At 71.4% G+C, this 25868-nt stretch carries 20 protein-coding genes, 4 pseudogenes and 2 riboswitches; of the genes and pseudogenes, 13 read left to right on the forward strand and 11 right to left on the reverse strand.

Annotated features, from left to right (window positions below):
* Positions 1 to 13 precede the first annotated feature (13 nt).
* Positions 14 to 154, reverse strand: a riboswitch (cobalamin riboswitch).
* Between the two features lie 88 nt (positions 155 to 242).
* Together DER29_RS30885 and DER29_RS30890 are read right to left on the reverse strand one after the other, a co-directional pair.
* The gene (locus DER29_RS30885; RefSeq protein ID WP_121401143.1) at positions 243 to 728 is read right to left on the reverse strand and encodes a hypothetical protein; all 486 of its coding nucleotides are present in this window, start codon (positions 726 to 728) and stop codon (positions 243 to 245) included.
* A 35-nt stretch (positions 729 to 763) separates the two neighbouring features.
* Positions 764 to 1816: a prenyltransferase/squalene oxidase repeat-containing protein gene (locus DER29_RS30890; protein ID WP_121401144.1), complete on the reverse strand. Its 1053-nt coding sequence runs from the start codon at positions 1814 to 1816 to the stop codon at positions 764 to 766.
* Between the two features lie 99 nt (positions 1817 to 1915).
* A riboswitch (cobalamin riboswitch) is annotated at positions 1916 to 2063 on the reverse strand.
* A gap of 332 nt (positions 2064 to 2395) precedes the next feature.
* Here DER29_RS30890 and DER29_RS30895 point away from each other — a divergent pair.
* From DER29_RS30895 to DER29_RS30915, 5 genes are all read left to right on the forward strand, one after another.
* The gene (locus DER29_RS30895) at positions 2396 to 3628 is read left to right on the forward strand and encodes an MFS transporter (protein ID WP_121401145.1); all 1233 of its coding nucleotides are present in this window, start codon (positions 2396 to 2398) and stop codon (positions 3626 to 3628) included.
* Between the two features lie 363 nt (positions 3629 to 3991).
* Complete coding sequence (locus tag DER29_RS36135) at positions 3992 to 4798, forward strand: M23 family metallopeptidase (protein ID WP_121401146.1); 807 nt, start codon at positions 3992 to 3994, stop codon at positions 4796 to 4798.
* A 254-nt stretch (positions 4799 to 5052) separates the two neighbouring features.
* Positions 5053 to 5772 (forward strand): vancomycin high temperature exclusion protein, encoded by a 720-nt coding sequence (locus DER29_RS30905; protein WP_121401147.1) that lies wholly within the window; start codon positions 5053 to 5055, stop codon positions 5770 to 5772.
* Between the two features lie 540 nt (positions 5773 to 6312).
* Positions 6313 to 7197 (forward strand): aminoglycoside phosphotransferase family protein, encoded by an 885-nt coding sequence (locus tag DER29_RS30910; RefSeq protein ID WP_121401148.1) that lies wholly within the window; start codon positions 6313 to 6315, stop codon positions 7195 to 7197.
* 194 nt (positions 7198 to 7391) lie between these two features.
* On the forward strand, positions 7392 to 8684 hold the full coding sequence (locus DER29_RS30915) for an MFS transporter (protein ID WP_121401149.1): 1293 nt from the start codon (positions 7392 to 7394) through the stop codon (positions 8682 to 8684).
* A gap of 118 nt (positions 8685 to 8802) precedes the next feature.
* Here the strand turns inward: DER29_RS30915 and DER29_RS30920 are convergent, their stop codons facing one another.
* Positions 8803 to 9168 carry a DUF4259 domain-containing protein gene (locus DER29_RS30920; protein ID WP_121401150.1) on the reverse strand — a complete coding sequence of 122 codons (366 nt, stop codon included), beginning with the start codon at positions 9166 to 9168 and terminating at the stop codon, positions 8803 to 8805.
* Positions 9169 to 9366: 198 nt separating this feature from the next.
* On the opposite strand from DER29_RS30920, the gene DER29_RS30925 reads away from it, so the two are divergent.
* Positions 9367 to 10254 carry an SGNH/GDSL hydrolase family protein gene (locus DER29_RS30925; RefSeq protein ID WP_121401151.1) on the forward strand — a complete coding sequence of 296 codons (888 nt, stop codon included), beginning with the start codon at positions 9367 to 9369 and terminating at the stop codon, positions 10252 to 10254.
* A gap of 441 nt (positions 10255 to 10695) precedes the next feature.
* Here DER29_RS30925 and DER29_RS30930 read toward each other — a convergent pair whose 3' ends face one another.
* Positions 10696 to 11430: a DUF1963 domain-containing protein gene (locus DER29_RS30930; RefSeq protein WP_121401152.1), complete on the reverse strand. Its 735-nt coding sequence runs from the start codon at positions 11428 to 11430 to the stop codon at positions 10696 to 10698.
* Between the two features lie 151 nt (positions 11431 to 11581).
* A pseudogene (locus DER29_RS30935) lies at positions 11582 to 12873 on the reverse strand (ISL3 family transposase).
* Between the two features lie 83 nt (positions 12874 to 12956).
* Here DER29_RS30935 and DER29_RS30940 point away from each other — a divergent pair.
* Entirely contained in the window at positions 12957 to 13109 is a 153-nt protein-coding gene (locus DER29_RS30940) for a helix-turn-helix domain-containing protein (protein WP_121401153.1), read from the forward strand.
* 107 nt (positions 13110 to 13216) lie between these two features.
* On the opposite strand, the gene DER29_RS30945 is transcribed toward DER29_RS30940, so the two are convergent.
* From DER29_RS30945 to DER29_RS35820, 3 genes and pseudogenes are all read right to left on the reverse strand, one after another.
* On the reverse strand, positions 13217 to 14065 hold the full coding sequence (locus tag DER29_RS30945; protein ID WP_121401154.1) for a helix-turn-helix transcriptional regulator: 849 nt from the start codon (positions 14063 to 14065) through the stop codon (positions 13217 to 13219).
* Positions 14062 to 14559 (reverse strand): SRPBCC family protein, encoded by a 498-nt coding sequence (locus DER29_RS30950; protein ID WP_121401155.1) that lies wholly within the window; start codon positions 14557 to 14559, stop codon positions 14062 to 14064. The genes DER29_RS30945 and DER29_RS30950 overlap by 4 nt, the downstream gene beginning before the upstream one ends.
* Positions 14560 to 14644: 85 nt before the next feature.
* Positions 14645 to 14992: pseudogene (locus DER29_RS35820) on the reverse strand (protein phosphatase 2C domain-containing protein); the annotation flags it as partial.
* On the opposite strand from DER29_RS35820, the pseudogene DER29_RS30955 reads away from it, so the two are divergent.
* Positions 14921 to 15364, forward strand: a pseudogene (locus DER29_RS30955) (DDE-type integrase/transposase/recombinase); the annotation flags it as partial. The pseudogenes DER29_RS35820 and DER29_RS30955 overlap by 72 nt on opposite strands.
* A gap of 54 nt (positions 15365 to 15418) precedes the next feature.
* Here the strand turns inward: DER29_RS30955 and DER29_RS35825 are convergent.
* The 3 genes and pseudogenes from DER29_RS35825 to DER29_RS30970 all read right to left on the reverse strand — a co-directional run.
* A pseudogene (locus DER29_RS35825) lies at positions 15419 to 16087 on the reverse strand (BTAD domain-containing putative transcriptional regulator); the annotation flags it as partial.
* 120 nt (positions 16088 to 16207) lie between these two features.
* Positions 16208 to 19576: a CARDB domain-containing protein gene (locus tag DER29_RS30965; protein WP_121401157.1), complete on the reverse strand. Its 3369-nt coding sequence runs from the start codon at positions 19574 to 19576 to the stop codon at positions 16208 to 16210.
* 250 nt (positions 19577 to 19826) lie between these two features.
* Positions 19827 to 20858 (reverse strand): N-acetylglucosamine kinase, encoded by a 1032-nt coding sequence (locus DER29_RS30970; RefSeq protein ID WP_121401158.1) that lies wholly within the window; start codon positions 20856 to 20858, stop codon positions 19827 to 19829.
* Between the two features lie 57 nt (positions 20859 to 20915).
* Here DER29_RS30970 and DER29_RS30975 point away from each other — a divergent pair, with 57 nt between their 5' ends.
* The 5 genes from DER29_RS30975 to DER29_RS30995 are packed head-to-tail and all read left to right on the forward strand — an operon-like array spanning position 20916 to position 25819.
* Positions 20916 to 21827, forward strand: a complete 912-nt coding sequence (locus tag DER29_RS30975) for a MurR/RpiR family transcriptional regulator (protein WP_233600280.1) — start codon at positions 20916 to 20918, stop codon at positions 21825 to 21827.
* The gene (locus tag DER29_RS30980) at positions 21824 to 22573 is read left to right on the forward strand and encodes a sugar isomerase domain-containing protein (RefSeq protein WP_121401160.1); all 750 of its coding nucleotides are present in this window, start codon (positions 21824 to 21826) and stop codon (positions 22571 to 22573) included. Before DER29_RS30975 ends, DER29_RS30980 begins: the two co-directional genes overlap by 4 nt.
* 17 nt (positions 22574 to 22590) lie before the next feature.
* Positions 22591 to 24012, forward strand: coding sequence for an N-acetylglucosamine/diacetylchitobiose ABC transporter substrate-binding protein (gene ngcE, locus DER29_RS30985; protein ID WP_121401161.1), 1422 nt, complete (start codon positions 22591 to 22593; stop codon positions 24010 to 24012).
* 2 nt (positions 24013 to 24014) lie between these two features.
* Positions 24015 to 24941 carry a carbohydrate ABC transporter permease gene (locus tag DER29_RS30990; protein WP_121401162.1) on the forward strand — a complete coding sequence of 309 codons (927 nt, stop codon included), beginning with the start codon at positions 24015 to 24017 and terminating at the stop codon, positions 24939 to 24941.
* Complete coding sequence (locus tag DER29_RS30995) at positions 24938 to 25819, forward strand: carbohydrate ABC transporter permease (protein WP_121401163.1); 882 nt, start codon at positions 24938 to 24940, stop codon at positions 25817 to 25819. The genes DER29_RS30990 and DER29_RS30995 overlap by 4 nt, the downstream gene beginning before the upstream one ends.
* Positions 25820 to 25868: the final 49 nt, after the last annotated feature.

Raw genomic sequence — 25868 nt, forward strand, 5'->3', positions numbered from 1 at the left:
TGAACCTCGACAGTGGAAGCCGCTCGTCCCGGGCGAGGCATTCCGGCTCGCGAGGCCGAAGCCTCGCTCACGGTTGCGGGTCAGCGCCGGCTTCGAACCGGCTTCCCCCCACACGGGACGTATGCAGTTGTGGACCCGGTGTGCACCGGGTGCCGACACCGTACCGCCCGCACGTCTCGCGACGCCAGGGGCGGTGGCCGACACCCGGTGCGGCACCGCGGTCACGGCGGGTGCGGCTCCGGTCAGGGCGCGGCGATGCTCGGCGGGGCGCCCGCGCCGAACGACCAGCCCTCGACGGTGCCCGGGGCCGGGTTGTAGCTGCTCGCGCCGGACGTGCTGTAGGACCAGGCGCCGCCGCTGGAGGCGTGCCAGTACGACCAGTACGCCGTGACGGGCGGGGTGTTGACACACGGATCGGTCGCGACGGTCGGCTTGCCGTTGATCCGGCAGACGAATGCCAGCCCCCAGCGCTGGGTGCCGGTCACCGTGAAGCCGGCGCCCTGGAGGGCGGCCACCCCGGTGGCCGGATCGCCCGGGGCGCAGGCGACCTGGACGCCGCCACCGAGCGCGGCGAAGTCCACCACGACGGTGACGCCGGAGGTGCCGGTGCAGGCGGCGGCCTGCGCGGCCCGTGGGGCGGGTTCGACGGCGGTGAGGGCGACGGCAGCGACGGCGGCGGCCAGCAGGCCGGCGAGCCGGGCGCGCACGGTGGATCGGTGACGGAACACGGTTCCTCCTGGAATCGGGTGAGCGACGGAACGGGTCACGGGCAGGCGGGGATTGGCGTGCCCGGGGTGGCGCCGGCCGCGGACAGCCGGGCGTACCCGGCGCCGGTCAGGCCGAGGACGGCCTGGCCGGTGGCCCGGGCGGCGGTGCCCGGGTCGAAGGTGCCGCCGTCGAAGTCGACCGCGCCCCGGTCGGCCGGTGCCCCGGCGCAGCCGACCTGGAGCCCGGCGAGGAACACCCGCGCCCGTGCCCAGGCCAGCGGTCGGTGACCGTCGTGCAGAGCCTGCGCGGCGAGGCCGGTGCTGTTGGCGTTCGGGGTGCCGGCGGCGTTGGCGAAACCGCCGTCGGCGCGCTGCACGGACAGCAGCCAGCTCAGCCCGGCGGCGGCGTCGGTCGGGCGGTCGGCGACCCGCAGCGCCTGCACCGCGAGCGCGGTGGCGTCCACGTCGGAGGTGCAGACCGGTTGCGCGGGCAGCGCCGGGTAGCCGCCGTCCGGGCAGCGGGTGCCGGCCAGCCAGGCGGCGGCCGCCGGGGGCGGGCCCTGCGAGGTGCGGTCCAGGGCGAGGAGGGCGAAGGACTGGCTGAACGTGTTGCTGTAGTCCCCGTACGCCGACCGGTCGGTGAACCGGCCGCTGGGGGCCTGCAACGAGCGCAGCCGGGCGATCAGGTCCACGCCGCCGACGTCGGTCGGGTCGCTGCCGCGCACCTGGACGGCGAGGGCGAGCTTGGCGGTCGCGCCCGCGTACGCCTCGGTCGTGCCGTCGCCGACGTAGGTGTCGCGGATGTCCGGCCGGGTGACCCAGGCCAGCGCCCGCGCCCCCGGGTCGTCGGCGACACCGGCGGCGGCGAAGGCGAACACCGCGTCGAGGGTCAGCCCCTGGTCGGGGTAGGCGACGCCGTCGAAGACCACCTCGAGGCGTTCGCCGTCGACGAGTTGTCGGGCCAGCCAGCCGGCCGCGGCCTCCGACCGACCGACCCCGGCGGGCGAGGTGGGGGAGACGTGGGCTGATGCCGACGTCGCGAGGGTGAGGGCGGTGAGCACACCGCAGAGCAGGGCGAGCAGGCGGTGCCGGCTCAGGCGGACGACCATCGGAAGCGCCTTTCCGGCCCGGCGGTCGTCAGAAGCCCGACGACCACCGCAGCGCGGGGTCGACCGGGACTCCGACCCGTGGGCCACGACGGGTGGGGGAGCGGATTCCGCGCGTACGTCGGGTATTCGGGCTTGCCGTCAGAGGTGCACCTCGACGGCCTACCGTTGCGGGCCAGCGCCGGACTTCGACCGGACTTCCCCCATACACACGCGCTGATGGAGTTGTGGCGTCAGTCTGGCCGCGTACGCGCTCCCGTGTCAATGCGTCGTCCACTGCGGACGCTCAGTGGTCGTTGGCGGGGGCGGTCGCCGACCGCGGGCGCGTCCGGTCCGGGTTCAGGTGATCCATTCAGTGACCACGGTCGGTCGCCAGCGGTCGCGTCGCCCCCTAAGATCTCAGCTCGTGTCCTCTCCGCGTAAGTCCTAGCTGTCACGCTGCGACACGCGGGTGAAGTCTGCCCTTTTCCGGCGACTTCTGGTGATCCTTCCTCGCTGCGATGCCGTACGTCGTCGCACCCGCGTGTCTGTCGAGCCCGTGACGGCCCGCCGAGTAGGCGTACTCATCGACAGGACTCCACCATGGACAACTTCACTCCGACGCCGCCCCGACACCTGTGGCGCCAGCGCGATTTCCGACTGCTGCTCGGCGGACGGCTGGTCTCACAGCTGGGTGACCAGCTTCAGTTCCTCGCTCTGCCTCTTCTCGTCGTGGCCCTGACCGGATCCTCGACCCAGGCCGGCATCCTGCTCGGCCTCCAGACTGCGGTCCACATCGTCTTCGGGCTGGTGGCCGGCGCCCTGGTCGACCGCTGGGATCGCAGATCCACGATGATCTGGTGCGAGATCGGCCGTGGGACGCTGACCGCCACCGTGCCCGTCGCCGCGGCGCTCGGCGCGCTGGGCATGCCGCAGCTGTACGCCGTCGCGCTGCTCAACGGTGTGCTCAGCACCCTGTTCGCAGCGGCGAACAGCTCGGCGCTGCCGAACATCGTCGCCAAGAGTGACCTGCCTGACGCGCTCGCAACGATCGGGGCGATGTCCAACGCGCTCCGGATCGTCGGCGCCTCCGTGGCCGGCATCGCCTACGCCGTGGGCCGGGTGGTCCCGTTCGCGATCAACGCCGCCTCGTTCCTGGCCTCGGCCGTGTCCCTGCTGACCATCCGCGCCGACCTCCAGCAACAACCGGCCACGTCGGCCCCGCCGCGCGTACTCCTGGCCGACATCGGTCACGGCCTGGCCTGGCTGTGGCGCAATCCGGTGATCCGGACGCTGGCTCTGCTTGACGCGGCGGACAGCGTGCGGTACGGCGCCGGCTATCTGCTGATCATCATGCTGGCCCAGCGCCTGGACGCGAGCCCCATACAGGTCGGCATCGTCTTCGCCGGCGCAGCCGTCGGCGCCCTGTTCGGGAACCTGTTGGCGCCAGCGCTCACCCGCCGATTTCCACTCGGGGCGCTGTCCATCACGATGCTGTGGATCGAAGTGTCGGCCTTTCCGTTCTACGCGACAGCGCCGACGTGGTGGCTGCTTCTGGTCGTGGCGTTCGCGGAGTCGGTGGCCTCGCCGGTCTACAACGTCGCCCTTGACTCCTACCGGCTCGTCGTCACCCCCGACGCTCTCCGGGGCAGAGTGACCAGCGCGATCGACACCCTCACCACCGGGGGTGCGGCGATAGGAACCATGGCCGGCGGTGCCCTGATCGCCCTGCTCGGAGCGCCGACGCTGACCTTCGTCCTGGCCGGATGGCTCACGCTGCTCGCACTCGCCGCGACCCTCAGCAGAACCGTCCGCACCGCCACCGCCACACACTGACGCGATGTTCCCCGTGGCCTGGACCGGGGCCACGGGGTTGTCGTTCACCGCCAGGAAGCGCGTGTCACCCGAGCCCACCGGACCCGTTCCACGAGCGCGGTCGAGGGCGTGGGACGAGTGCCGGCGCGGCCGAGGCGGCCGACGCGGCTTCGGGCCGTACCGACCGGACGGAAACCGAGTCTTGACACCGATGGAGTTCGATCCCCTAATATCCAAGATCCCAGATGCACGCGGGCTCGCTGGTTCGCCGCCGAAGGGGTTGGTCAGCCCGTCCCGAACCAGCGGCCCGGAACTGAGCAGAAGTCACAGTCGGTGGTCTCCCCGGTGCGGATCGCTCGTCATTCATCGTGAGCAAGGGGCCGAATGCAGACGTTCGACGAAACATCGCCGGGGGATGGGGCGGCGTCGCGTGGCATCGACCGTCGCCATCTGCTTGGCCTGGTCACCGCCACGCTGGCGGCCGGCATCATCCCGGAGGCTTGGCTCGCGGAAGCCGCGTACGGCGCGACGCCGAGATGGAACCGGCCATTCGACAAATGGGTCCCGATCACGTCCTCGTACGGGATGCGGACAGATCCGATCACTGGCGTGTCCAGGATGCACAACGGCACCGACTACAGCTACTCGGGGATCCTCGGCTATCCGATCCGTTCGATCGCGGCGGGCACGGTGACCAGCGTCTCGTACAGCGCGAGCGGCCTCGGCCACAACGCCACCATCACGCACGCCGATGGTTGGCGGAGTGTCTACGGGCACATGCGGGAGGCTCCCAGAGTCGGGACGGGCGCGCAGGTCGCCGCCGGCCAGCACATCGGCAACGTGGGATCGACCGGCCGCTCCACCGGCGCGCACCTGCATCTTGAGATCTTCCAGCCGAACGGTCAGCGAATTAACCCCGAGTCGGTTCTCACGGGTGCCCCGTACGCCGGGGCGCCCGGATCTCCCCCCGAGATTGTCACTAAGGATGGACTGATGTACCTCATCTGGAGCACCGGCGGCACCGGTTACCTGGTCACCCCCAACCGCGTCATCGGGCTGCGGTCGATTGCGCACTACAACCTTTTCAAGCGGATCATCAACTCGAACCAGGCCGCCGCCCAGCCTGAGGTCTTCAACGCGCTGGAGATCGACCAGATCAACGCGTACCTGAACGGGACGGTGCCTGCCTGATCCATCCCGGGGGTGGCCTCGAGACGCCCGGGCCGGCTCGCTGCACCGGAAGCGGGCCGGCTTCCGGCACCTCATGGTTGAGCGCTCGGCCGGCCGGCAGCACGACGAGTGACGCCCGGATCGGCGCCACAGGTGCCGGTCCGCCTCGGCGTCCGTCACTGCCGCCGGGGGCCGGTCAGCCGCTCTCCGCTGCCCGCGACCGCGCACAGCCAGGGGCGGGACCGGTCGTCGGGCGGCCCTGGGATACTCGCCCCATGCGGCCCCGACTCCCCAAGCTGACCCGAAGGCCGCGCCCGGCCACTCGCCGGCGTACGCGCTGGCTGCGTCGCGTCGTCGTCGCGGTCGTCGTCGTCGCGGTGCTCCTGACCGGCGGCACCCTGGCCAGCGTGCACTGGATCCGCGGCGGGGCGGACGGCCACATCTTCACCGAGCGGGACGTCCCGGAGGCGCCGGTCGCCCTGGTGCTGGGCACCAAGGTCCACCCCGACGGGACCCCGTCGCCGTTCCTCACCGGCCGCCTGGAGATCGCCCGGCGGCTGCTCGCCACCGGCAAGGTGCGCGCCATCCTGCTCTCGGGCGACAACATGAACCCCGACTACGACGAGCCGGCCGCGATGCGGCGCTGGCTGGTCGACAACGGCGTGTCGGCGACGAGGGTGGTGCTGGACCCTGCCGGCTTCGACACGTACGACTCGTGCGCCCGTGCGAAGCGGGTCTACGGGGTGGAGCGGGCGACGGTGGTGACCCAGTCCTTCCACCTGCCCCGCGCCGTGACGGTGTGCCGGCGGCTCGGCGTCGACGCCAACGGGGTCGGCGACGAGACCGCCCGCCGGTACGACAGGACGTGGCGGATCAGCTCCACCCGTGAGTACGGCGCCTGCGTGAAGGCCACCCTGGACCTCATCTCCGGCCGCGATCCGGCGCACCTCGGGCGCCGCGAGACCGGGGTGCAGGACGCGCTGCGCGACGCGTGAGACCCGCGACGAGCGCAGGCGTCGCCACGGCACGGGTCCGGCGTCGGCTGCTCAGGCACTCGCCGTCGCGCCGACAGCCGTCGCACCCGGCCACCATGAGCCCGGCGGCACGCCAATCGCCCACCCGCGAATCGTCCACCTGCACATCGCCCGGCCGTCGGGGCGCGCCGAGGGCACCCGCGTCTTCCGGGCCTACGCCGTGCCCCTGCCTCACCGAACGCGGCTGTCGGCTCTGCCTGGAGCGACACCTGGTGCGTCTGCGCTGCTACCGGTTACCGACGGGCAACGGCTGGATCGTCGGGGCGCCGAAGTGCAAGGCGAAGGGCACCGTCCATATCATCGACATCGTGCCCGGCGCCACCAAGGGAAACAGCTGCACGCGGGACCAGAGATGGAACCGCTGGTACCGATTCACGAATCCCACCGTGGTCTACTGCGTGACGAAGTACTAGGCAGCGAGCTGATGTCAGCGACGCGAGAGTGTTGATTGGTACGACAATTCGATTGACCGCATGATCCAGCGGGTCTACGGTCGCGCCGATGCGCCCTGGAGAGATCGTCGTCGCTGTCGAGCAGGTACGCGCCCTGATCGACGAGCAGTTCCCCGAATGGTCGGACCTGCCGATCGTTGCGCAGCCGTTGAACGGCACCGACAACGCGCTGTTCCGGTTGGGTGGTTCCCTGACGGCACGGCTGCCGCGGGCGCCGTGGGCGGTCGACCAGGTGGCGACCGACGCGACCTGGCTGCCGCGGCTGGCACCGCATCTGCCGGTGCCGGTGCCGGTGCCGATCGCGGTCGGCCGGCCGGGCGGGGACTATCCGTGGCCGTGGACGGTCGTCTCATGGCTGGACGGGCGCAATCCGGTAGCCGGGCCCGACCTCGTCGACCTCGCTGTCGACCTCGCCGGCTTCGTACGCGCGATGATGGCGATCGACCCGATGGACGGGCCAGTCAAGGAGGGGATTCAGCGCGGCGTACCTCTGGCGCAGCGGGACGAGCTGACCCGCCGGTCGATCGCGGCGCTGGGCGACCGGATCGACGGGCGGGCGGTGAGCGCGGCGTGGGACGAGGCGATGACGGCGGACGAGTGGCCCGGACCGCCGGTGTGGCTGCACGGTGATCTCCTGGAAGGCAACCTGCTGGTCGACCGGGGCAGGCTCACCGGCGTGATCGACTTCGGCGGTCTCGGCCGCGGCGATCCGGCGGTCGAGGTGCGGCCGGGCTGGAGCCTGTTCGATGCCCGCGCGCGGGCCGCCTACCGGGAGGCGCTCGGGTTCGATGAGGCGACCTGGGTGCGCGGATGGGCCTGGATGCTGTCGGGCTCGCTCTACTGGTTGGCGGACCTGTGGGATTCGATCAGCAAGGATGACCGCGAGGACACGATTCGCTACATCGACTACCTCGTACGTCACCGCCACGACTGACCTGTGGTGGCCGCCCTGTCACCGTCGGGCGACGCCCCGGACGGCAGTAGAGGGTTTCGAGCAGGTACACCGGCGGCACAGGCGGGCGGTCGACGCCCGGCCGGACCTGTCTCGTGTCGCGACGGACCTCGACGCGGCCGGGAGCTGGGCGGCCTCGTCGGCCGCCCGGTAGAGGACTGCGGATAATGCCCAGCATGCGTCCGGAAGTGGATCGTGTGGATGACGCCGCAGATGTCGTCGGTAGGCCGTCGGCGGTCGACTCCCTACCGTCGCGCGGGGTAGGTGCGGCCGGGGGTGGCGGGTCGGCGTGGCGGGCGGTCGTCGGGTTCGGTGTGGTGAGCCTGGCCGCGGACATGGTGTACGAGGGTGCCCGCTCGATCTATGGGCCGTTGCTGGCCTCGCTGGGCGCGTCGGCGGTCGTCGTCGGGCTGGTCACCGGCGCCGGTGAGGCGGCGGCGCTGGTGCTGCGGCTGGTGTCCGGGCCACTGGCGGACCGGACCCGCCGGTACTGGTCGTTGACGATTCTCGGGTACGGGCTGACCGCGGTTTGCGTGCCGCTGCTCGCCGTCACCCCGCTGTTGGGCGGCGCCGGCCTCGCCGTCGCCGCCGCGTTGATCCTCGCCGAGCGACTGGGCAAGGCGATCCGTAGTCCGGCGAAGTCGGCGCTGCTGGCCGACGCCGCCAGCCGCGTCGGCCTGGGGCGCGGGTTGGGTGTCCACAAGGCGCTGGACCAGGTCGGGGCTTTCGCGGGTCCGCTGCTCGTCGCCGCGGTGGTCGCGATGGCCGCGGGGTCGCTGTGGCCGGGCCTGGCCGTCCTGACCGTGCCCGGGGTGCTCGCGATGATGCTGCTGCTCACCATCCGCGCGCGGGCGGACGCTTCGCCGGCGGCCGGCGGAGCCACCGCGGTAGGCACCCCGCCGGTGGCGGGCCGGAAGCCGCTGCCTGCCCGGTTCCACGTGTTCGCCGCGGCGATGGCGGTGTGCACGGCGGGTCTGGTGACGTTCGGGTTGATCGGTTTCCACCTCGTCCGCGCGGGCGTGGTCGCGACCGCAGCGGTGCCGTTGGTGTACGCGGCGGCGATGGCCGCGGGCGCGCTCGCCGCCCTGCTGACGGGTGTGCTCTACGACCGGGCCGGGCCGTGGGTGCTGATCGCGTTGCCGGCGCTGGTGGCCGCCGTTCCCGCCCTGGTGTTCGGCGGTGGTCTGCCGCTGGCGGTGACGGGGGCACTCGTGTGGGGTGCGGCCGTGGGGGTGCAGGACTCCACCGTCAAGGCGCTGGTCGCCGATCTCGTGCCGCGGGAGCGTCGGGCCACCGCGTACGGCGTCTTCGCCGCCGTGCAAGGCGCGGGGGCGCTGATCGGCGGTGCCGCGGCCGGTCTCCTGTACGAGTTCTCGCTGGCGGGTCTGGTGGTCGTGGTGGTCGTCACGCAGGCCGTAGCCCTGGTCACGCTCGTGGGCGTCCTGGCAGGGACCCGCCCGGCCCGCTGAAGCCAGCCGCCGACGTCCCGTCCCAGACGGCGGCAGCCGGTGCCGCGTCGCCGGCCGGACCCGGGCCCGTTGTGACGCCGCGTCGCGGCACCGGCATGGGCCTGCCGGCCGCCCGTCGCTACTCCTTCGCCAACTCGGCGAGCTGGTCGAATGTGCGCACGAGGGTAGCGCGCCGCTGCTGCCGGTATTCCGGACCGGGCTCCAAGCCGTCGATCGTCCGGTCCCAGACGGCCAGGTATCTGCTCTTCCAGCCGGCGATCGTCGTCCGGTCGGGCAGGCTGGCCCCGACGTAGTTCTGTCGTGCGATGAGGTGCAGCAGCTCAAGGTTGCAGGGCACCGCGACGCCCCAGTACTCGTCGGGCTCGATGCCGACCGGGTCGCCGGAGATCGCCTCCGTGACCTCGGCGATCAGCCGGTCGGTCAGGCCCGACAGGTGGTCGGCGGCCGTGTCGTCGTCGAAGTTTCCGCTGCCCCAGGTGCCCACTGATCCTCGCCCTCCCGGCTCCGAACGTCCGCCGCATTGAAGCAGGCACCACCGACACCGCCCGGCAAAATGTTCGGCCACCCGCCGCGTACCGTTTCCGGCGTCGATTCCGGCAGTAGCAATGGCCATCGATATTGACCTTCCACGACGACGCGGACACAATCACGGCACCCACCATGATCCCCTCTGGGAGATGCCATGATCCGTCCCCGCCTGTCGTTCCTCCGGGCCAGCAGGCTGGCCGCGTTCGCCGCGGCCACCGCCGGCGTGCTGCTCGCCTTCGCCGCACCGGCCAACGCCGCCGTACCCACCGGGCGCTACGTCGCGCTGGGTGACTCCTACACCTCCGGTCCGCTGATCCCCACCCAGGTCGATCTGAACTGCCTGCGCTCCAGCCGCAACTACCCGTCGCTGGTCGCCGCCGCCGGCTCGTCGGCGTTCGCGGACGTGAGCTGTTCCGGGGCCACCACCGAGGACATCCTCGTCGGCGGCAGCGGCGCACTGGGCATCTCGTTGCCGCCGCAGCTCAGCGCGATCACCCCGGACACGACGCTGGTCACGGTGCAGATCGGCGGCAACGACATCGGCTTCTCCGGCATCATCAGCGACTGCGCGGAGGCGAGCCTGAGCAGCCCGCTCGGCTCGCCCTGCAAGAACAGGTACACCGCCGGAGGCGTCGACCAGTTGCAGGCCAGGATCGCCGCCACCGCGCCGAAGGTGACCGCCGTGCTGCAGGCGGTCCGCCGGGCCGCCCCGGGCGCCCGGGTCGTGGTGCTCGGGTACCCGGCGATCCTGCCGGACAGCGGCTACGGCTGCTGGCCCGTGGTCCCGATCGCCTACCAGGACGTGCCGTACCTGCGCGGTGTCCAGAAGTCCCTGAACACGATGCTCGCCAACACCGCGGCCGCGAACAACGCCAGCTACGCCGACGTCTACCGGCCGTCGGTCGGCCACGACACGTGCAAGAGCAGCAGCACCCGGTGGGTCGAAGGGCTGATCCCGCAGAACGCCGCCGCCCCGTTCCACCCCAACGCCAGGGGTGAGCAGGGCATGGCCAACGCGCTGCTGGCCAACCTGAACAGCTGACGACGATCCCCACCGACGGGGACCGGCTCATCCGGGCGTGAGGGTCCGGGCCGGCGGCCACGAGGGCCGGGCCCGGTCTCCGCGCCGGTGAGGGCCGCATGACCCGGGTCGCGAGCGCCGCGGCGGGATGGTCGGTGAGCTGCGCCTGGTCCTCGGCCGGGTTGCAGCCCCGACTCCCGCCGCGGCGTGGACCGGGCTCGCCGGCTGATCGCTCCGACAGCGTGCCGTCGGCCTCAGGCGCCGGTGCGAACAGGGGCCGGGCGTCCCCCGGCAGCTCAAGCTCTACCCGGGTACGCACTTCTCCTTCTACACCTAGCCTGGTACCGACGCAGTTGTCTGCTGGTCGACCCAGTACCACAGGCTGGGCGTCGCCGCTCTGCGCCGAACCGCCCGCGACGCGGTGGACGCCGAGCCGGGGACCACGCCGGAGTCCTGACCGCGTCAGCCGTTGAAGTCAGTCATCAGCCAGATCCGGTCGAAGGCGCGCTCGGCCAGATCCGCATGCTTGATCATGAAGTTGACTACAATCAGCGTCTCGCCGAACGCGTCACCCACCTGCCCCTCGTCCAGCCAGACGGTGGCTAGCACGGTGTGCTCGTTTGCGTTGAGGATGGGGTTGTCCGCGCCGCCGGTGCTGGCGCCGCCGTAACCGCCGAGAGAAAACTCGTAATTGTTGTTCTCGAGGTCCCACATCACCTCTCCGATCACTTCCTCGACCTCGTCGTCCAAGCGAAGGTCGAACGGCACCTCGTGCTCGTTCTCCGGAAGGCTCCAGCCGGCACGAGCGTGCAGCAGAATCGGACCGAAGACTGGCACCCCGGGGCTCGGGTGCTCGGTTACCGGAGTGCCGGCCGGCACATGAACGATCCGGCAGTCGTTGGGCGTGAAGTCCGGCTCGACGAAGAACAGCAGCGACCCGTCGGCCGGCAGGTCAAGGTCGTGCCCGTGCGAGGGGATGGCGGCAAGGTCGAGCGTCAATACGAGACACTGCCCGGGAGGCCACTCCTCGCCCTCCGGCAACGCCGCGAGACCGCCGAACCGACCGGCCACAGGCAGGCCGTCGCCCTCTGGAACCAGCTCCGTCTGTGGTCGGGCTAGCCGCACCCAGCGCTCGATCTCGTCCACCGGCACGCCCTTTTCCCGGGCTGCGCCCCGAAACTCCTGTCGTACATCCATGGCCGGGCATGGTGCCTGAAGGGTCCGACAAACATCAGAAGGCCGGTTCGCGGCAGGCGCCGAGGCGCAGCCACCAGGCGGAACGGGGGAGGAGGTGGGGCCTGTCAAACGAACGGCCCTGTCTCACATTTGGTGGTGACGGAGGGTGCTGCTATCCGAGGAGGATGCGGTGGCGGAGCAGGGTGAAGCCTGCTCGTCCGTGCATTTGGCGTGCGATCCGTTTGGTCTTGGTGTTGATGCCTTCGGTGGGGCCGTTGCGGTAGGGAAGCGTGAGCGCGGCGTTCACGGCGTTGCGGTCCCGTTCCATGCCTCGGGTGAAGGCGTGCAGATGAGGTAGATCGCCCGCGCGGACCTGGACCATCGAGAGCCGGTGAAGCCGAGGGCCTTAATCTCGTCGAAGAGGTGCTTGACGCCGACGCCGGGGTCCTCGGCTCGGCGTTTGGGTAGGTGTTCCGGTAGGGGTCGACGAGGTTGGCACGGTACTTGGGGACGCGGAGCATCCGCTCGGGCCGGTCGGCTCGGGCGTAGCGTTTGACGGTGTTCAGGGCTAACTGCAGGCGGCGGGCGGATTCGAGCAGGCCGACGCCCTGGTCGAGTAGGTCATGGATCTGGTGCCAGCGTTGCAGGGTCGTCTGTGCGCGGGCCCGTCGTAGATGGGTGCGTCCAGTACGGGGCCCAGCAGGTGCTGTGCGCCTTTACCTCGCTGAGGGTCGCTTCGCATAGGTTGTGCCATAGGTGCCACCTGTCGGCGACCTGCACCGCGTTGGGCAGGGCACGGCGGATGGCCTCGGCGTAGGTGGCCGAGCCGTCGCGGCACACGACCTCGACGCCGGGACGCTCGCGCAGCCACGCTTCGAGGGTGTCGGCGGTGCGGTCGGGTAGTACGTCGATCCGCTCATGGGTCTCGGCGTCGATCACCACGGTGGCGTAGCGGTGCCGCCGGCGCAGAGCGAAATCGTCTACGCCGATCACCCGGGGTGTCCGCCCGGTGGGCAACGGGATGCGCAGCAGGGTGCGCAGGGCCGTGTGACGGGACAGGCCCATGGCGAGTATCGCCAGCAGACGCGGCCCTGCCCGGCCCGCTAACTCCTTGACCACGGCTTTGACCTGCCTGTTCAGGCGGGCCGTGCGGCGCTGGTATCGCTCCAGCACCCCGGGAACCTGTTCGCGGAAAGTGTGACGGCAGCTGCGCGTGGGGCACACCAGACGCCGCACCCGCACGCGGACCACCACCCGCCGCCCGTCGACCGGAACGTCGGCCACCGTCCGCCAGTGATAGCCGTGGACCCGCCCCGACGAGGCCTCGCACCCTGGGCAGACCGCAGTGTCCCGCGGCGTCCGGGCCCGCACCACGATTCGCTCACCCTCGTCGACCACGACCTCGATGATCAGCGGGGATAACCCCGAGAACACCGCCTGTACAAGCTCGTTGACATCCTCCACATAGGAATGAACGATGCCTCGCCACCCTCCGTCACCACCGAATGTGAGACAGGGCCGTTCGTTTTACGGTCCCGCCGCCGGCGATGACCCCGGAGAAGGTCGCGTATGCCCTGCAGTTGCTCGCCGAGCCGAACCGCACGATGACCTCGATCGCCAAGCTCCTGGGCGTTTCGCGCAGCACCCTGTACAGCGCGCTGCCGGGCCTCATTCCGGCCCAACGCGACGACCACGCTTAACACCGTGGGACGGCCTCGCCCTGGGGGACCACGCCACCGCCTCGCTCTCGGTGCCGGTGCTGTTAAACGAGAGTGTTGCCGGCCTGGCTCCCTGGGCGGCTCGGTCGTCAGCGAGCCTCGCTGAGCCGGGACGCACGCAGGAGGTCGAGTTGGTCGGCGCCGCTGGTTCCCGGGGCTGCCGTGTAGGTGACGATGCGCAGGTCGACGCCGGGTACGGTCAGCACGTCGCAGTCCAGAGTGATGTCACCCAGCTGGGGATGGCTGATCGTTTTGAGATCACCGGTGAGCTGTCCCATGCCCGCCACTGACCACAGCTCGCCGAAGAAGGGTGAGGCCGCCCGCAAGCCGTCCACGAGCGCCGCCAGTTCCGGATCGGCCGGGTAGCGGGAAACTGCGTCGCGCAGGTCCGCGACGATCGCGGTCTCGAAAGCGTACGGGCCCGCTGTCGAGGTGACCGGGCGCAGTTGCCAGCGGCCCTCGCCCGTGCCGAAGAGGGCGCGGGCAAGGTTGCGTTCGGCGGGCGGCAGGCCGGACGGATCGCCGTGCAAAGCCGTCCACATGTCGTTCCACCACAGCAGGCTCCAATCAGCGGCGAACACGCCGATCGTGAGATCGCCGAGGCGGTCGACGAGGCGGCGGATGCTCGGCGGCACGCGGGTGCCGATGGTCTGGTCGCGGGGCGCGAGCAGGCCCGCGGCACGGAAGAGCTGGTCGCGTTCGGCAGGGGAGAGCCGCAGCGCGCGGGCCAGGGCCGAGACCACCTGGGCGGACGGGTTGGTGGCCCGGCTCTGCTCCAGCCGCAGCACGTACTCGTGGGAAAGGCCGGCGAGCTCGGCGAGTTCCTCGCGGCGCAGGCCGGGGGCGCGCCGGCGAGCTGACCGGGCGTAGCCGGTATCGGCCGGGTCGAGGCGGTCGCGCCAGCCGCGCACGAGGGCACCGAAGCTCAGATCGCTCACTCCCCCATGATCGCACCGGGCGTGCCCTGCACCACGGTCACCATCCGGGCGAGCGCGGCGCGCATGTACCTGGCCCAGAGCGGCTTGAACGGCCCGGCGATGATCCAGCGGCGGCCAGGCAACGGCTGGAAATCGTAGGTCCACCGAATCGACGTGCCGGTGCCGTCGGGGAGGAACGACCACTCGCCACGCACCCCGGCGACCAGCTTGGCTAGCACGTTGGTGAAGCCGCTGAGCTCGTAGGCAAACCCGTGTCCGTCCACGGCCTCGGTGAGCCGCTCGTCGGCCTTGGAGCCGTCGGTGAACCAGGCCTGGCGCGAGGTCCCCGGCCGGTCCCAGGCGCCGGTCTGGTCGCGCACCTCCGCGACGCCGGGGAACGGTCCCCACGGCTTGAACACCTGGGCGAGGTCGATCGGCACGATGACCCGGTGGGTGTGGGCGGGGCTGGACGTCGTACGGGCGAAGACGGTGATCGGAACGCTCTTTCTCGTCATGCCACCAGGATCACGGGCCGTGCCCGCCCGAGGCAGACACCTGTCAGTACATACCCTCAAGGTCTCGCCGTGCAGCCTTCCGCACTGCGGCTGAGTCGCCGATGTTGGCTAGGGCGGCAGTCGTGTCGGTGATGAGCAGGGCGACCAAGGTGGTGCCCATACCCGCTAGCTCAGGCTCGGCTTCGATCCGGTGCCGGAGGGAGTGATTGGCGGCGCTGACCGCCTGACCGAGTGTGGCAGCCAGAGAGCTTGGCTCAACTTCCTGGTCGTACCGTCACAGCTCCTGGATCGCCGTCGAGCTAGCCACGTCGCCGGCGACATGCCCTCCGAGTCCACCGGCGACTGCGAACAGCGAATTCCCCACGTAGAGCAGAAACTCGGCCAGACTCCCGACGGCGGGGGGTGGCGTTACGTCGGTCGGGTCCAGGGTCAGCGCAACCGGGAGGCCACCGCCCGCCGCACCGGCACCCGTAACCACCGCTGGAAACCCCGGGTCGGGACCGCGTTCGTGCACACCGTCGTCGATGACCACTCACGGGTGGCCTACGCCGAGATCCGCGACGACGAGAAAGCCGCCACCGCCATCGGCGCACTGCGCCGCGCGGTCACCTGGTTCGCTGCCCGCGGTGTGGTCGTCGAGCGGGTGCTGACCGACAACGGCTCCGCCTACAAGTCCTACGCCTGGCGCGATGCCTGCACCGAACTCGGCGTCACCCCCAAGAAGACCCGCCCCTACCGGCCCCAAACCAACGGCAAGGTCGAACGCTTCCACCGAACCCTGACCGACGGGTGGGCCTTCGGCCGGGAGGACCCAGCCGGCGCCCCGGCCGAACGTGGCGAGCAGCGCGGCGTTCGCCGCGGCCAGGGCCGCCATGGCCTCGGCCCGGTCGCCCGAGCGGACCAGAGCCTGGACCAGCCCTTCCCAGGCGGACTCGCGCCCCGGCTGGTCGGCGAGCAGCGATCGCAGCGCGCCGACCGCGGCATCGGTCCGGCCGGCCTCGACGCACGCGGCGGCGTACTGCTCGACCGCCACCGCGCGGCTCTCGTCGAGCGCGTCGAGGCCGTGGCCCAGCGCGCCGTAGCGGGGCAGCCCCTCGGCCGCCTCGCCGTACCACCGGCGCATCCCGGTGGCGAGCAGGTCCGCGGCCTGCTCCGGGCGTCCCTCGCGGCTCGCGTCGAGAGCGTCGCGTACGTCGGTCTCGAAGCGGTCGAGGTCCAGCTCGCCCGGCTCGACCCTCAGCGCATAGCCGGAGTTCACCCAGGTCAGCCGGTCGCGGTAGGGGCCCAGGGCGACCCGCAGCCGTGCCACGTAGGCCCTCATGTTGACCTGCGCCGACGGTGGTGGCTCCGCCCAGAGACTGCCCCTGAGTCGGTCGGCGGACACCCGCCGCCCGCGACCCATGAGCAGCGCGGCCAGCAGGAGCTGCGGCCGGCCGGTCGGCAGCGCGACGCGGCGGCCGTCGACACACAGGTTCACGGGTCCCAGCAGGCCGAACCCGACCGTCATCCCGCGAACCTCCACGATCATGGATTCGATCTCGCCGATCGTAGAGGCGCTCGTGCGGGCGCCGCGACCGCGCCGATCCGCCTGGCCGCGAGGTGCCTCCGGCCGCGGCCGGAGGCACCTCGCGTCACCGTCGGGCGGGTGTCAGCCGCCGGTGATGGAGAAGGTGGAACCGGGTTCCTTCACGATGTTGCCGTCGGCCGAATTGGTGATGGTGACGTTGGTCAGGACGGCGTTGCCGCGAGCGCCGCTCATGGCCAGGATGCCGGCGCCGTTGTTCGACTTGTCGATCTTCACGTTGGTGATCGCGACGTTCGGCATGTTGCCTCCGCCGTTCTTGAACTGGATGCCGTCGTAGGTCGAGTCGTGGATGTCCGTGTCGCGGATGGTGACGCCGGTGATGTCCGTCGTCGCCGGGAACAACGTGATCGCCCCGAACTCCTGGTCCTCGTTCCAGAAGACGCCTCCGCACCGGAAGAGTGCGTTGTTGGCGATCAGCGTGGTGCCGGAGAAGGGCAGTGGACTGTGGTCGGTCGCCAGCATGATGCCGGGGTAGTTCATCGTGTCGTAGATCAGGTTGTTCTCGATCGAGTTGCCGTGGCCGCCGTAGATCGCGATGCCGTTCGCCCGCCAGGGCAGCTGGATGGTGTTGTTCAGGAATCGGTTGTCGTGCGCGACGTCCACGCTGGCGTCCTTCACCCGCGGGTTGGCCCAGACGGCCAGGGAGTCGTCGCCGGTGGTACGGAACGACGAGTTGAACACCCGGGAGTTACGCGTGCCGTTGGAGAAGTTGATGCCGTCGGCGTACGTGTCGCGGATCCGCATGCCGGTGAACTCCAGCCCGTCGCCGGGGTTCCAGTAGGCGGGCGTGTCGGAGTAGTCCCGCCCGACCCAGGCGCCGACGTTGACGTGCTCGATCCACACGTTGCTGATCTTCGTGTTCCTGCCGAACCGCCCGTTCAGCCCGTGTCCCCGGTTCGCGCGGTTGGTCGTCATGCCGAAGATGGCGATGTCGGAGACCCTGGTGTTGTCGTCGATGTCGAAGCCGACGTTGCCCTCGTGCGGGTGGTTGATGTTGCCCACCACGTTCTGCGGCTCGGTCTGGGTGTAGAGCTGTGAGTGCCACATGCCCGCTCCGCGGACCGTGACGTCCCGGATGCCCCGCTGGTTGTACTGCCCGCGGTTCGGGTCCGGCGAGAGGATCTTCTGTTCCTGCCGCCACTGCCCGGCGGGGATCCAGACGCAGCTGATCACGCCGTTCTGGTCGTCGGTCACCGCGCGCTGGATGGCGGCGGTGTCGTCGAGCCCGTCGTTGGGGATCGCGCCGTAGGCCGTGATCGAGGTGCACTCGGCCGGCTTGGTGGCCGGGGGCGCCACCTGCTCCAGGTCGATCAGGTCGATGATGTAGAACGACGCGGTGTCGGTGGCGTCCCGCTGCAACTTGAACCTGGTCCCGGCCGGCCAGGACCGCGACAGCAGGGCGTGCGACTCGTCGAACAGCCGTCGGGCGTCGGCCTGCGGCGTGTTGGACAGCGACTCGGTGTCGTCGGTGGTGCCGTACAGCCAGCTGTTCCGCGACGAGAGCGTCAGTTTCTGGGCGAAGACGTCGTTGATGTAGAGGCTGATGCTGGCGTTGATGCCGCCGCCGCCCGGGGCGTCGGGAATGGAGTTGCGCACCACGATGGAGTTCGACGGGTTGGTCGAGGTGAACTCGACGAACTGCCCGGTGCTGTTCAACCGCACCGACTTGCGCCCGGAGGACTCGGTGGCGAAGTTGGTGTGCCCGAACGTGCGCAGGGGGTCGGCCTCCAGCAGGGTGCCCTGGTAGCGGGCGGCTTCGGCCTCGTACTCGACCCATGGCGTGGCCGCGCCACGGCCGACCACGATGGCCTGGGAGAACGAGTTGTTGGTCTCGTTGGTCTCGGCGACGACGTTGGTGGCGTCGGCGGTGGCGGTGATGGTCGCGCCGCCGGCGGTGGCGGTCCAGCTCCCGCCGACGGCCACGTTGACCGTCGCGCCGGCGGCCACCGCGGGGGTGCTGGCGCTCAGCGTCGTGCCGCCCACCGTCACTCGGGTCACGGAGGCGGCGGGGGCGCTGGTGATGCCGCGGTTCCTGACCGCGACGGTGAACGTGACCGCCGCTCCGACGGCCGGGTTGGACGGGTTGGAGGTGACGCCGACGACCTGGAGGTCGGGGCCGGGAGCCTGGGTGATGACCAGCGGCGTGGCCGAGGTGAAGCTGTTGTTGTCGTTGTTCTGCTCGGCGACCGTGTTGGCGGGGTCCACCACCGCGGAGACGGTGTGGCTGCCCATCGCCTGCGTGCCGATGTTCGCCGAGACGGTGGTCGAGGCGCCGGCGGCGAGCGCGGCGACGGAGGCGCCACCCACCACGGTGCCGCCGAGCTTGAAGTCCACCCTGGTCGCGCCGGCGGCCGCGGTCCCCGTGTTCCTGACCGTGGCCGACAGGGTGATCGGGGTGGCCTCGCTCGGCGTCGCGGGGCTCCAGCTCGTCGTCGTCACGACGAGGTCCGGGTTCGGGGCCCAGGATCCCCGCACCTGGAGGTCGGCGACCTGCCCGCCGGGCGCGCCGGTGTTGCCGAGGAACCTCAGCTGTACGTCCGCGACCCGGCTCGTGACCGGAATCGTCACGGAGTTCTGGTTGCTCGCCGGGTCGAAGGCGTAGCTCGTCGCGGCCTTCAACGAGGTGAAGCCGGTGGCCGTCTGCGCGCGGCCCAGGATCTCGATGTTCTGCGTGCGGGCGCCCCAGACCGGGTCCGGGTTGAGCTTGACCACGACCGCCGTGACGTCGGCGTCGGCGCCGAGCTTCACCGTCAGGGTCGACGGGAATCCGGCCGACTCCCAGTAGGAGCTGGGGCTGCTGTCGTTGGCGTTGGCCGCGACGAAGGTGAAGACCGACGAGGACGCCTCGATCGGCTTGCCGCCGGCCAGGTTCGTGCCGCCCGGGACGCCGGGGTCGCCACCGCCCAGGCCGTCCACGCCGTAGACCTCGAACTCGGAGATCTGGGCGGCGGGCCAGCCGGTGTTGCCGGTGATGGTCAGCCGCACGTGGCGGACGGCCGTGGCGGCGAAGTCGATGGTGACGGTGTTGGCCGTCGCCGGGTTGAACACCCGCCCGGCCGCCCCGGAGAGCGTGCTGAAGGTGCTCCCGTTGGTGCTGCCCTGCACGGCGATGGTCTGGGTACGGGTGCCCCAGTCGGTCGAGGGGGGCAGCTTCAGCTTCACCTGGTCGACGGTGACGCTGCTGCCGAGGTCGATCTGAACCCACTGCGGGAAGGCGTTCGACGGGCTTTCCCAGTACGTCTGCTGGTTGCCGTCGTTGACGTTGGCCGCGACGTAGCCGCCGTTGGATCCGCTGGCCGAGACCGCCTTGCCGGGCGACAGGTTGGGGCCCCCGGCCGCGAGCGCCGGGGTGGGCGAGACGGCCGTCAGGCCGATCAGGCCGGCCGCGAGGAGACCGCTGAGCAGCCCTCGGCCGAGTTTCCTTCGTTTCATGGCGTCCCTGTTCTGTGAGATCGGCGGTGGATCTTGCGGCGCGGTCTGCGGCGTCCGGAAGCAGGTGGCGTTGTCAGGAAATTCCAATGGTGCGATCGGCTTCTTGCGCTGTCATGCCAACTTATTTCGCGTGATGCCCGTCAATGTTTCAGATGGGTCGCCGGTTCGTCAACGGCTGCGGGGCGACGAGGAGCTCCATGTCGTCCGATGGCGCTCACTGTGCCGGCGGTCCGGTCGCCGGGACCCGCCATCACGCGGGCGGGGTGACGAATGCGCCGTGTTCGGTGCCGGTGGGCACGAGCTCGCGGGCGGCGAGCCAGGCCGCCGCGGCGGCGGGGTCTCCGGCGATCGACACCGGGCGGCGTCCGAGGCGGGCCGCCAGCGCGGCGCGAAGCTCCGGCGGGCCGGTGAGCAGGCCGCCGGCCAGGACGAGCGGTCCGCGACCGGGCGGGACGGCACGCACGGTGGCGGCGAGCCGGTCGGCGGCTGCCTCGATCAGGCGGTGCGCGTCCCGGTCGCCGACGCGGGCGGCGTCGAGCACGAGCGGGGCCAGCCCCGCCACCCGGTCGCGGGGCAAGGCGTAGAACGCGGTGACGAAGCCGTCGGCCGCCGTGCCCGTCGATCCGGCGGCTGGCTCGACGGGCTTCCCGGGGGAGGCAGGGGCGGGACGGGTGTGGACGGGCGGGGTGGCGGCGCGGAACACGGCGTTGGACACGGCGTCGACCAGTGGCCCGCCCGCGCGGCGGCCGGTGGTCAGCGCCCGGGCGGTCAGCCGTGCCGCTTCGAGGCCGAGCCAGAAGCCGCCGCCCTCGTCGCCCAGCAGCCAGCCCAGCCCGTCGACGGTACGGCCCACCGCCCGCTCGACGATCTGCACCGCGACGGCCCCGGTCCCGGCGATCAACACCGTGCCCGATGGCGCCGGTGATCCGGCCGCGAACGCCACCACCGCGTCGCCCACCGTCCGCAGCGGACACGTCAGCCCGGTGGCTCGCCAGGCGTCCAGGTAGATCGCCGCCACCGCCGGCCGGTCCAGGGCCGACCGTCCGGCCAGTCCCACCACGGCCCCCGCCACCCGCGCCGGGTCGTGCCCGGCGAGGGCCTCCCGCGTCGCCGCGACCAGGGCGGAAGCTGCTTCGGCCGGCGGCTGGGTGGCCGGGTTGCCGGCGCCGGCCCGGCCGCGGCCGACGACCCGCCCGTCGGGCGTCGCCACGACCGCCCGGGTCGCCGAGCCGCCACAATCGGCACCGAAAACGAGGATCGTCGATGTGCAAAGTATTGACATCAATCAACGTTCAATCATAATTTTGCTCACCACAAGAGTGAAGTGAAAGGAATGCCGATGGCCGGGACCGGGTTGTTGGGCCGTGTCCGCACCGAGCTGCCGACCCTGCCCGAGGCTCTCCAGCGGGTCGGTGAGCGGCTCCTCGGCGACCCCGAGGAGACCGCGCGGTCCACGATCGTCGACCTCGCCGAACGGGCCGGCACCTCGACGGCCACGGTCACCCGTTTCTGCCGCACCTTCGGCTACCGGGGGTACGCCGAGATGCGGGTCGCCGTCGCCACGGAGACCGGTCGGGCGGCGCAGGCCCGCTGGGACACCGACATCGACCGCGAGATCGGCCCCGACGACCCGCTCGGCCATCTGCTGGACGTCGTCGCGTCGGCCGACGGGCGGGCGATCCAGGACACGGCCGGCCAGGTCGACCTCGCCGCCGTCGACCGGGTCGCGGCGGCCGTGGCGCAGGCGCGCCGGGTCGAGCTGTTCGGGCTGGGCAGTTCCGGCAACGCGGCCCGCGAGATGGCGTTCCGCCTCGAACGGATCCGGGTGCCGTGCTGGCACCGCCCCGACCCGCACACCGCGCTCACCAACGCGGCACTGCTGGAGCCGGGCGACGTGGCGATCGGGCTGTCGCACAGCGGCCGCACCCGAGAGGTCATCGAGGTGCTCTCCGAGGCGGCCGACCACGGCGCGCTGACCGTCGCCGTCACCTCGTTCCCGCGCTCGCCGCTGGCCGAGGTGGCCGACGTCGTGATGACGACCGCGGTGCAGGAGACGACGTTCCGGCTCGCCGCGCTGTCGGCGCTGCACTCCCAGTTGCTCGTGCTCGACCTGATCTACGTCGCGGTCGCGCAGCGCACGTACCGCCGTACCACCGCGGCCTTCGAGGTGACGGCCCGTGCGGTCGCCGCCCACCGCCTGCCCGACGAGAGCCGCCGGCCCCGGCGGCGTCACCGACCGGAGGAACGATGATCGGCGCCCAGGAGTACCTCACCGCGGTCAACACCGCGATCGCGCATGTGGCCGCCACCCAGCAGGACGCCGTGCGCCGCGCAGCCGACCTGCTGACGGCCGGGTTGCGCGCCGGCGGGGTGGTGCAGGCGTTCGGCAGCGGCCATTCGGAGGCCCTGGCCATGGAGATCGCCGGACGGGCCGGCGGCCTCGTGCCGACCAACCGCATCGCGCTGCGCGACATCGTCCTGTACGGCGGGGCGGAGCGGGCGTCGCTCGACGACCCGTTCCTCGAGCGCGACCCGGCGGTCGCCCACCGCCTCTACGAGCTGGCCCCCGTCAAGCCGGACGACGTGTTCGTGATCGCGTCGAGTTCGGGCGTCAACGGCGTGGTGGTGGAACTGGCGCGCCTGGTACGCGAACACGGCCACGGGCTGGTCGCGATCACCTCGCTCGCCCATACGAACGCCGTCCCGCCGCGGCACCCGAGCGGCCTGCGGCTGGCCGACCTCGCCGACGTGGTACTCGACAACGGCGCCCCCTTCGGGGACGCCGCCCTGCCGATCGAGGGCGGGGGAGCGGTCGGCGCGATCTCTTCCATCACCGGTGCGCTGCTGGCCCAGCAGGTCGTGTGCGAGGTGGTGGCCCGGCTCGTCGCCGCCGGTGAGACGCCCCCGGTCTACCTGTCGGCGAACGTACCCGGCGGAGACCGGCACAACCAGGAGTTGGAGGCGCGGTACGCCGGGCGCATCCGGCGTGCCGCCTAGAGAAGGCGAGCCCAGTCATGAACCCCTCTTCTCCGCACGGACGCCACCCCACCACCCGGCGCGCCGTCCTGCGCGCGAGCGCAGCCGTCGCCGCGGCCGTGCCCCTGGCCGGATGCGTGACCGCCGGCGGCGGTGACGACGGCGCCCCCGCGGCCGAGGGCGCGAAGAGCGCCGAGAACCCGCTCGGCGTGCCCGACGCGGCACCGCTCGAGGTCGTCATCTTCAAGGGCGGTTACGGCGACGACTACGCCGTCCACGCCGAGAAGCTCTACCAGGAGCGGCATCCGGGTGCGACGGTCGACCACAAGGGCATCCAGAAGGTGGGCGAGGCGCTTCAACCGAGGTTCGTCGCCGACACTCCGCCGGACGTCGTCGACAACACCGGCGCCGGACGGCTCGACCTCGCCACGCTCGTCGCCGCCGGCAAGCTCACCGACCTGAGCGAACTGCTCGACGCCCCGGCGCTCGACGGCGGCGGCACGAAGGTGCGCGACACCCTGCTGCCGGGCGTCGTCGACGACGGCACGTTCGACGGCGTCCCGCGCACGCTCAACTTCACCTACACCGTCTGGGGGCTGTGGTACTCCCGGTCGCTCTTCGCGCGCAACGGCTGGACGTTCCCGACGACCTGGGACGCGATGCTGGCGCTCTGCGCCGAGATCAAGAAGACCGGCGTCGCGCCGTGGACGTACCAGGGTAAGTACCCGGAGTACGTCAACGACCCCTTGTTGGCCATGGCGGCCAAGGCCGGCGGGGCCGATCTCGTCAAGGCGGTCGACAACCTGGAACCGAACGCGTGGAAGCAGCCGGCGCTGCTCGACGCGGCCACCGCCGTGGCCGAGCTGGCCGGGCGCGGCTACCTCCTGCCCGGCTCGGAGGCGTTGTCGCACACCGAGGCACAGGCCGCCTGGTGCCAGGGCCGTGCCGCGATCATTCCCTGCGGGTCCTGGCTGGAGGCCGAGCAGAAGGGCATCGCCCCCGACGGCTTCGACATGGTGATGGCCCCGGTGCCGTCCCTCGGCGGCGGTGACCGGATGCCGGTGAGCGGGCTTCAGGCGGCCAGCAGCGAGTGCTTCATCGTGCCGGCGAAGGCGAAGAATCCGCGAGGCGGTCTGGAGTTCCTGCGCGTCCTGTTCTCGAAGTCGGCCGCGCGACGGTTCGCCGAGCTGAACTCCACCCTGCCCACGGTGACCGGTGCGACCGACGGTCTCACCCTCTCCAGCGGGCTCGGCTCGGTGAAGGCCGCCGTCGACGCGGCCGCCTCGCACACGTTCGCGTACCGCTTCCGCACCTGGTACGCGCCCCTGGCCAAGGCGGTCGACGACGCCACCGGCGAGCTGGCCACCCGGCGCGTCACGCCGGCCCAGTGGGCCGACCGGATCCAGCGGGCGGCGGACCGCGTCGCGGCCGACACCGCCGTCACCAAGTACGAGCGGTAGCGATGACGACCGTCCGATCCGGCCGGAACCGGTTCCTCGCCGGCGCGATCCTGCCCGCTCTCGCCCTGTACGCGGTGTTCGTGCTCTCGCCGTACGCCCAGGCGTTCTACCTGGCTCTCACCGACTGGACCGGCGTCTCCGGCGAGGTGGGCTTCGTCGGGCTGGACAACTTCCGCCGGCTGGCCGACGATCCGCTGTTCCGCGCCGCTCTGCGCAACAACGGACTGATGCTCCTCGTGGTGCCGGCGGCCACCATCGCCCTCGGGCTGCTGCTGGCCGCGCTCGTCTCGTTCGGCGGGCGCGGCGGGGCCGGCGGACCCTCCGCCGTACGCGGCGGCGAGCTGTACAAGGTGGCGTACTTCCTGCCGCAGGTGCTCTCGCTGCCGATCGTCGCGGTGCTCTGGCAGTTCGTCTACGGTCCCACCGACGGGCTGCTCAACGGCGCTCTGCGCGGGGTCGGGCTCGACGCGCTGACCCGCAGTTGGCTCGGCGACCCGGCCGTCGCCCTGTGGGCGGTCATGGCGGTGCTGGTCTGGTCGTCGGTCGGCTTCTACATGGTGCTCTTCGGCGCCGCCATGGAGTCGATCCCGCGCGAGGTGCTGGAGGCGGCGGTGCTGGACGGCGCCGGGCGCCTCGCCGTCCTGTGGCGCGTCGTCGTGCCGCTGCTCTGGGACAACGTCCAGGTCGCGTTCGTCTACCTCGGCGTGCTCGCTCTGGACGGCTTCGCGGTCGTGCAGATCATGACCGTGGGCCCGGGCGGGCCGGACGGAGCGACCGAGGTGATGGGTCTCGGGCTCTACCGCAACGCCTTCACGTACGGGCGGTTCGGCTACGCCGCGGCGATGGGCGTCGCGCTGTTCTTCCTCACGCTCGCCGTCGCCGTCGTGGCGTTGCGGGCCGGACGCCGGGAGCGGGTGGAGTACACATGACGACCATCATCGAACGGCCCGTCGACGCGAGACCCGTGTCGCCGACCCGGCGCCGACGCCGCAGCGGCACCTGGGGCCCGCACGTCTTCCTCGTGGCGTGGGCGGCGATCGTCACGTTGCCCCTGCTCTGGGCGGTGGTCAGCTCGCTCAAGACCGACCGCGAGATCCTCACCAGCCCGTGGACGCCGCCGGCGCAGCCGCGGTTCGACAACTGGTCGCGGGCCTGGGAGCAGGCCGCCATCGGCCGGTACGTCGGCAACAGCGCGATCGTCGTCGGGGCGGCGCTCGTCCTCACCATGGTCCTGGGTTCGACCGTCGCCTACGCCCTGGCCCGCTACCCGTTCCGGGGCAACCGGATCGTCTACTACACGTTCGTCTCCGGGCTGCTCTTCCCCGTGTTCCTGGCCCTGGTGCCGCTGTTCTTCGTGGTCGAGCAGCTCGGCCTGCTCGGCACCTACCCGGGCCTGATCCTCGTCTACACCGCGTACGCGCTGCCGTTCACGGTCTTCTTCCTGCACGCGTTCTTCCGCTCGCTGCCGACCGCGCTCGCCGAGGCGGCGTTCCTCGACGGCTGCTCGCACTGGGGTGTCCTCGTCCGCGTGATGCTGCCGCTGGCCCGACCCGGCCTGGTGAGCATCGCCATCTTCAACTTCCTGGGGCTGTGGAACCAGTACCTGCTCCCGCTGGTGCTCAACCCCGACCCCGACCGGTACGTGCTCGCACAGGGCCTGGCCGCGCTGTCGGTCAGCCAGGGCTACCGCAGCGACTGGAGCGGCCTCTTCGCCGGCCTCACCATCGCGATGCTGCCGGTGCTCGCCGCGTACGTGCTCTTCCAACGGCAGATCCGCACGGGCCTCACCGCGGGGGCGATCAGGTAGGCCCTTCCGTCCGGCTCCACCGCGCGGGTGGTCGTCGTCGCCCGCCCGC

The organism is Micromonospora sp. M71_S20, from assembly GCF_003664255.1.
Taxonomy (GTDB): Bacteria; Actinomycetota; Actinomycetes; order Mycobacteriales; family Micromonosporaceae; genus Micromonospora.

Coding starts and splice junctions, on each gene's coding strand:
- DER29_RS30970 (WP_121401158.1), bottom strand. CDS start 20,858: ATGTCAATACTTTGCACATCGACGATCCTCGTTTTCGGTGCCGATTGT.
- DER29_RS30915 (WP_121401149.1), top strand. CDS start 7,392: ATGCGTCCGGAAGTGGATCGTGTGGATGACGCCGCAGATGTCGTCGGT.
- DER29_RS30930 (WP_121401152.1), bottom strand. CDS start 11,430: ATGGATGTACGACAGGAGTTTCGGGGCGCAGCCCGGGAAAAGGGCGTG.
- DER29_RS30980 (WP_121401160.1), top strand. CDS start 21,824: ATGATCGGCGCCCAGGAGTACCTCACCGCGGTCAACACCGCGATCGCG.
- DER29_RS30940 (WP_121401153.1), top strand. CDS start 12,957: ATGACCCCGGAGAAGGTCGCGTATGCCCTGCAGTTGCTCGCCGAGCCG.
- DER29_RS30890 (WP_121401144.1), bottom strand. CDS start 1,816: ATGGTCGTCCGCCTGAGCCGGCACCGCCTGCTCGCCCTGCTCTGCGGT.
- DER29_RS30975 (WP_233600280.1), top strand. CDS start 20,916: ATGGCCGGGACCGGGTTGTTGGGCCGTGTCCGCACCGAGCTGCCGACC.
- DER29_RS36135 (WP_121401146.1), top strand. CDS start 3,992: ATGCAGACGTTCGACGAAACATCGCCGGGGGATGGGGCGGCGTCGCGT.
- DER29_RS30990 (WP_121401162.1), top strand. CDS start 24,015: ATGACGACCGTCCGATCCGGCCGGAACCGGTTCCTCGCCGGCGCGATC.
- DER29_RS30910 (WP_121401148.1), top strand. CDS start 6,313: ATGCGCCCTGGAGAGATCGTCGTCGCTGTCGAGCAGGTACGCGCCCTG.
- DER29_RS30965 (WP_121401157.1), bottom strand. CDS start 19,576: ATGAAACGAAGGAAACTCGGCCGAGGGCTGCTCAGCGGTCTCCTCGCG.
- DER29_RS30895 (WP_121401145.1), top strand. CDS start 2,396: ATGGACAACTTCACTCCGACGCCGCCCCGACACCTGTGGCGCCAGCGC.
- DER29_RS30950 (WP_121401155.1), bottom strand. CDS start 14,559: ATGACGAGAAAGAGCGTTCCGATCACCGTCTTCGCCCGTACGACGTCC.
- ngcE (WP_121401161.1), top strand. CDS start 22,591: ATGAACCCCTCTTCTCCGCACGGACGCCACCCCACCACCCGGCGCGCC.
- DER29_RS30925 (WP_121401151.1), top strand. CDS start 9,367: ATGATCCGTCCCCGCCTGTCGTTCCTCCGGGCCAGCAGGCTGGCCGCG.
- DER29_RS30905 (WP_121401147.1), top strand. CDS start 5,053: ATGCGGCCCCGACTCCCCAAGCTGACCCGAAGGCCGCGCCCGGCCACT.
- DER29_RS30995 (WP_121401163.1), top strand. CDS start 24,938: ATGACGACCATCATCGAACGGCCCGTCGACGCGAGACCCGTGTCGCCG.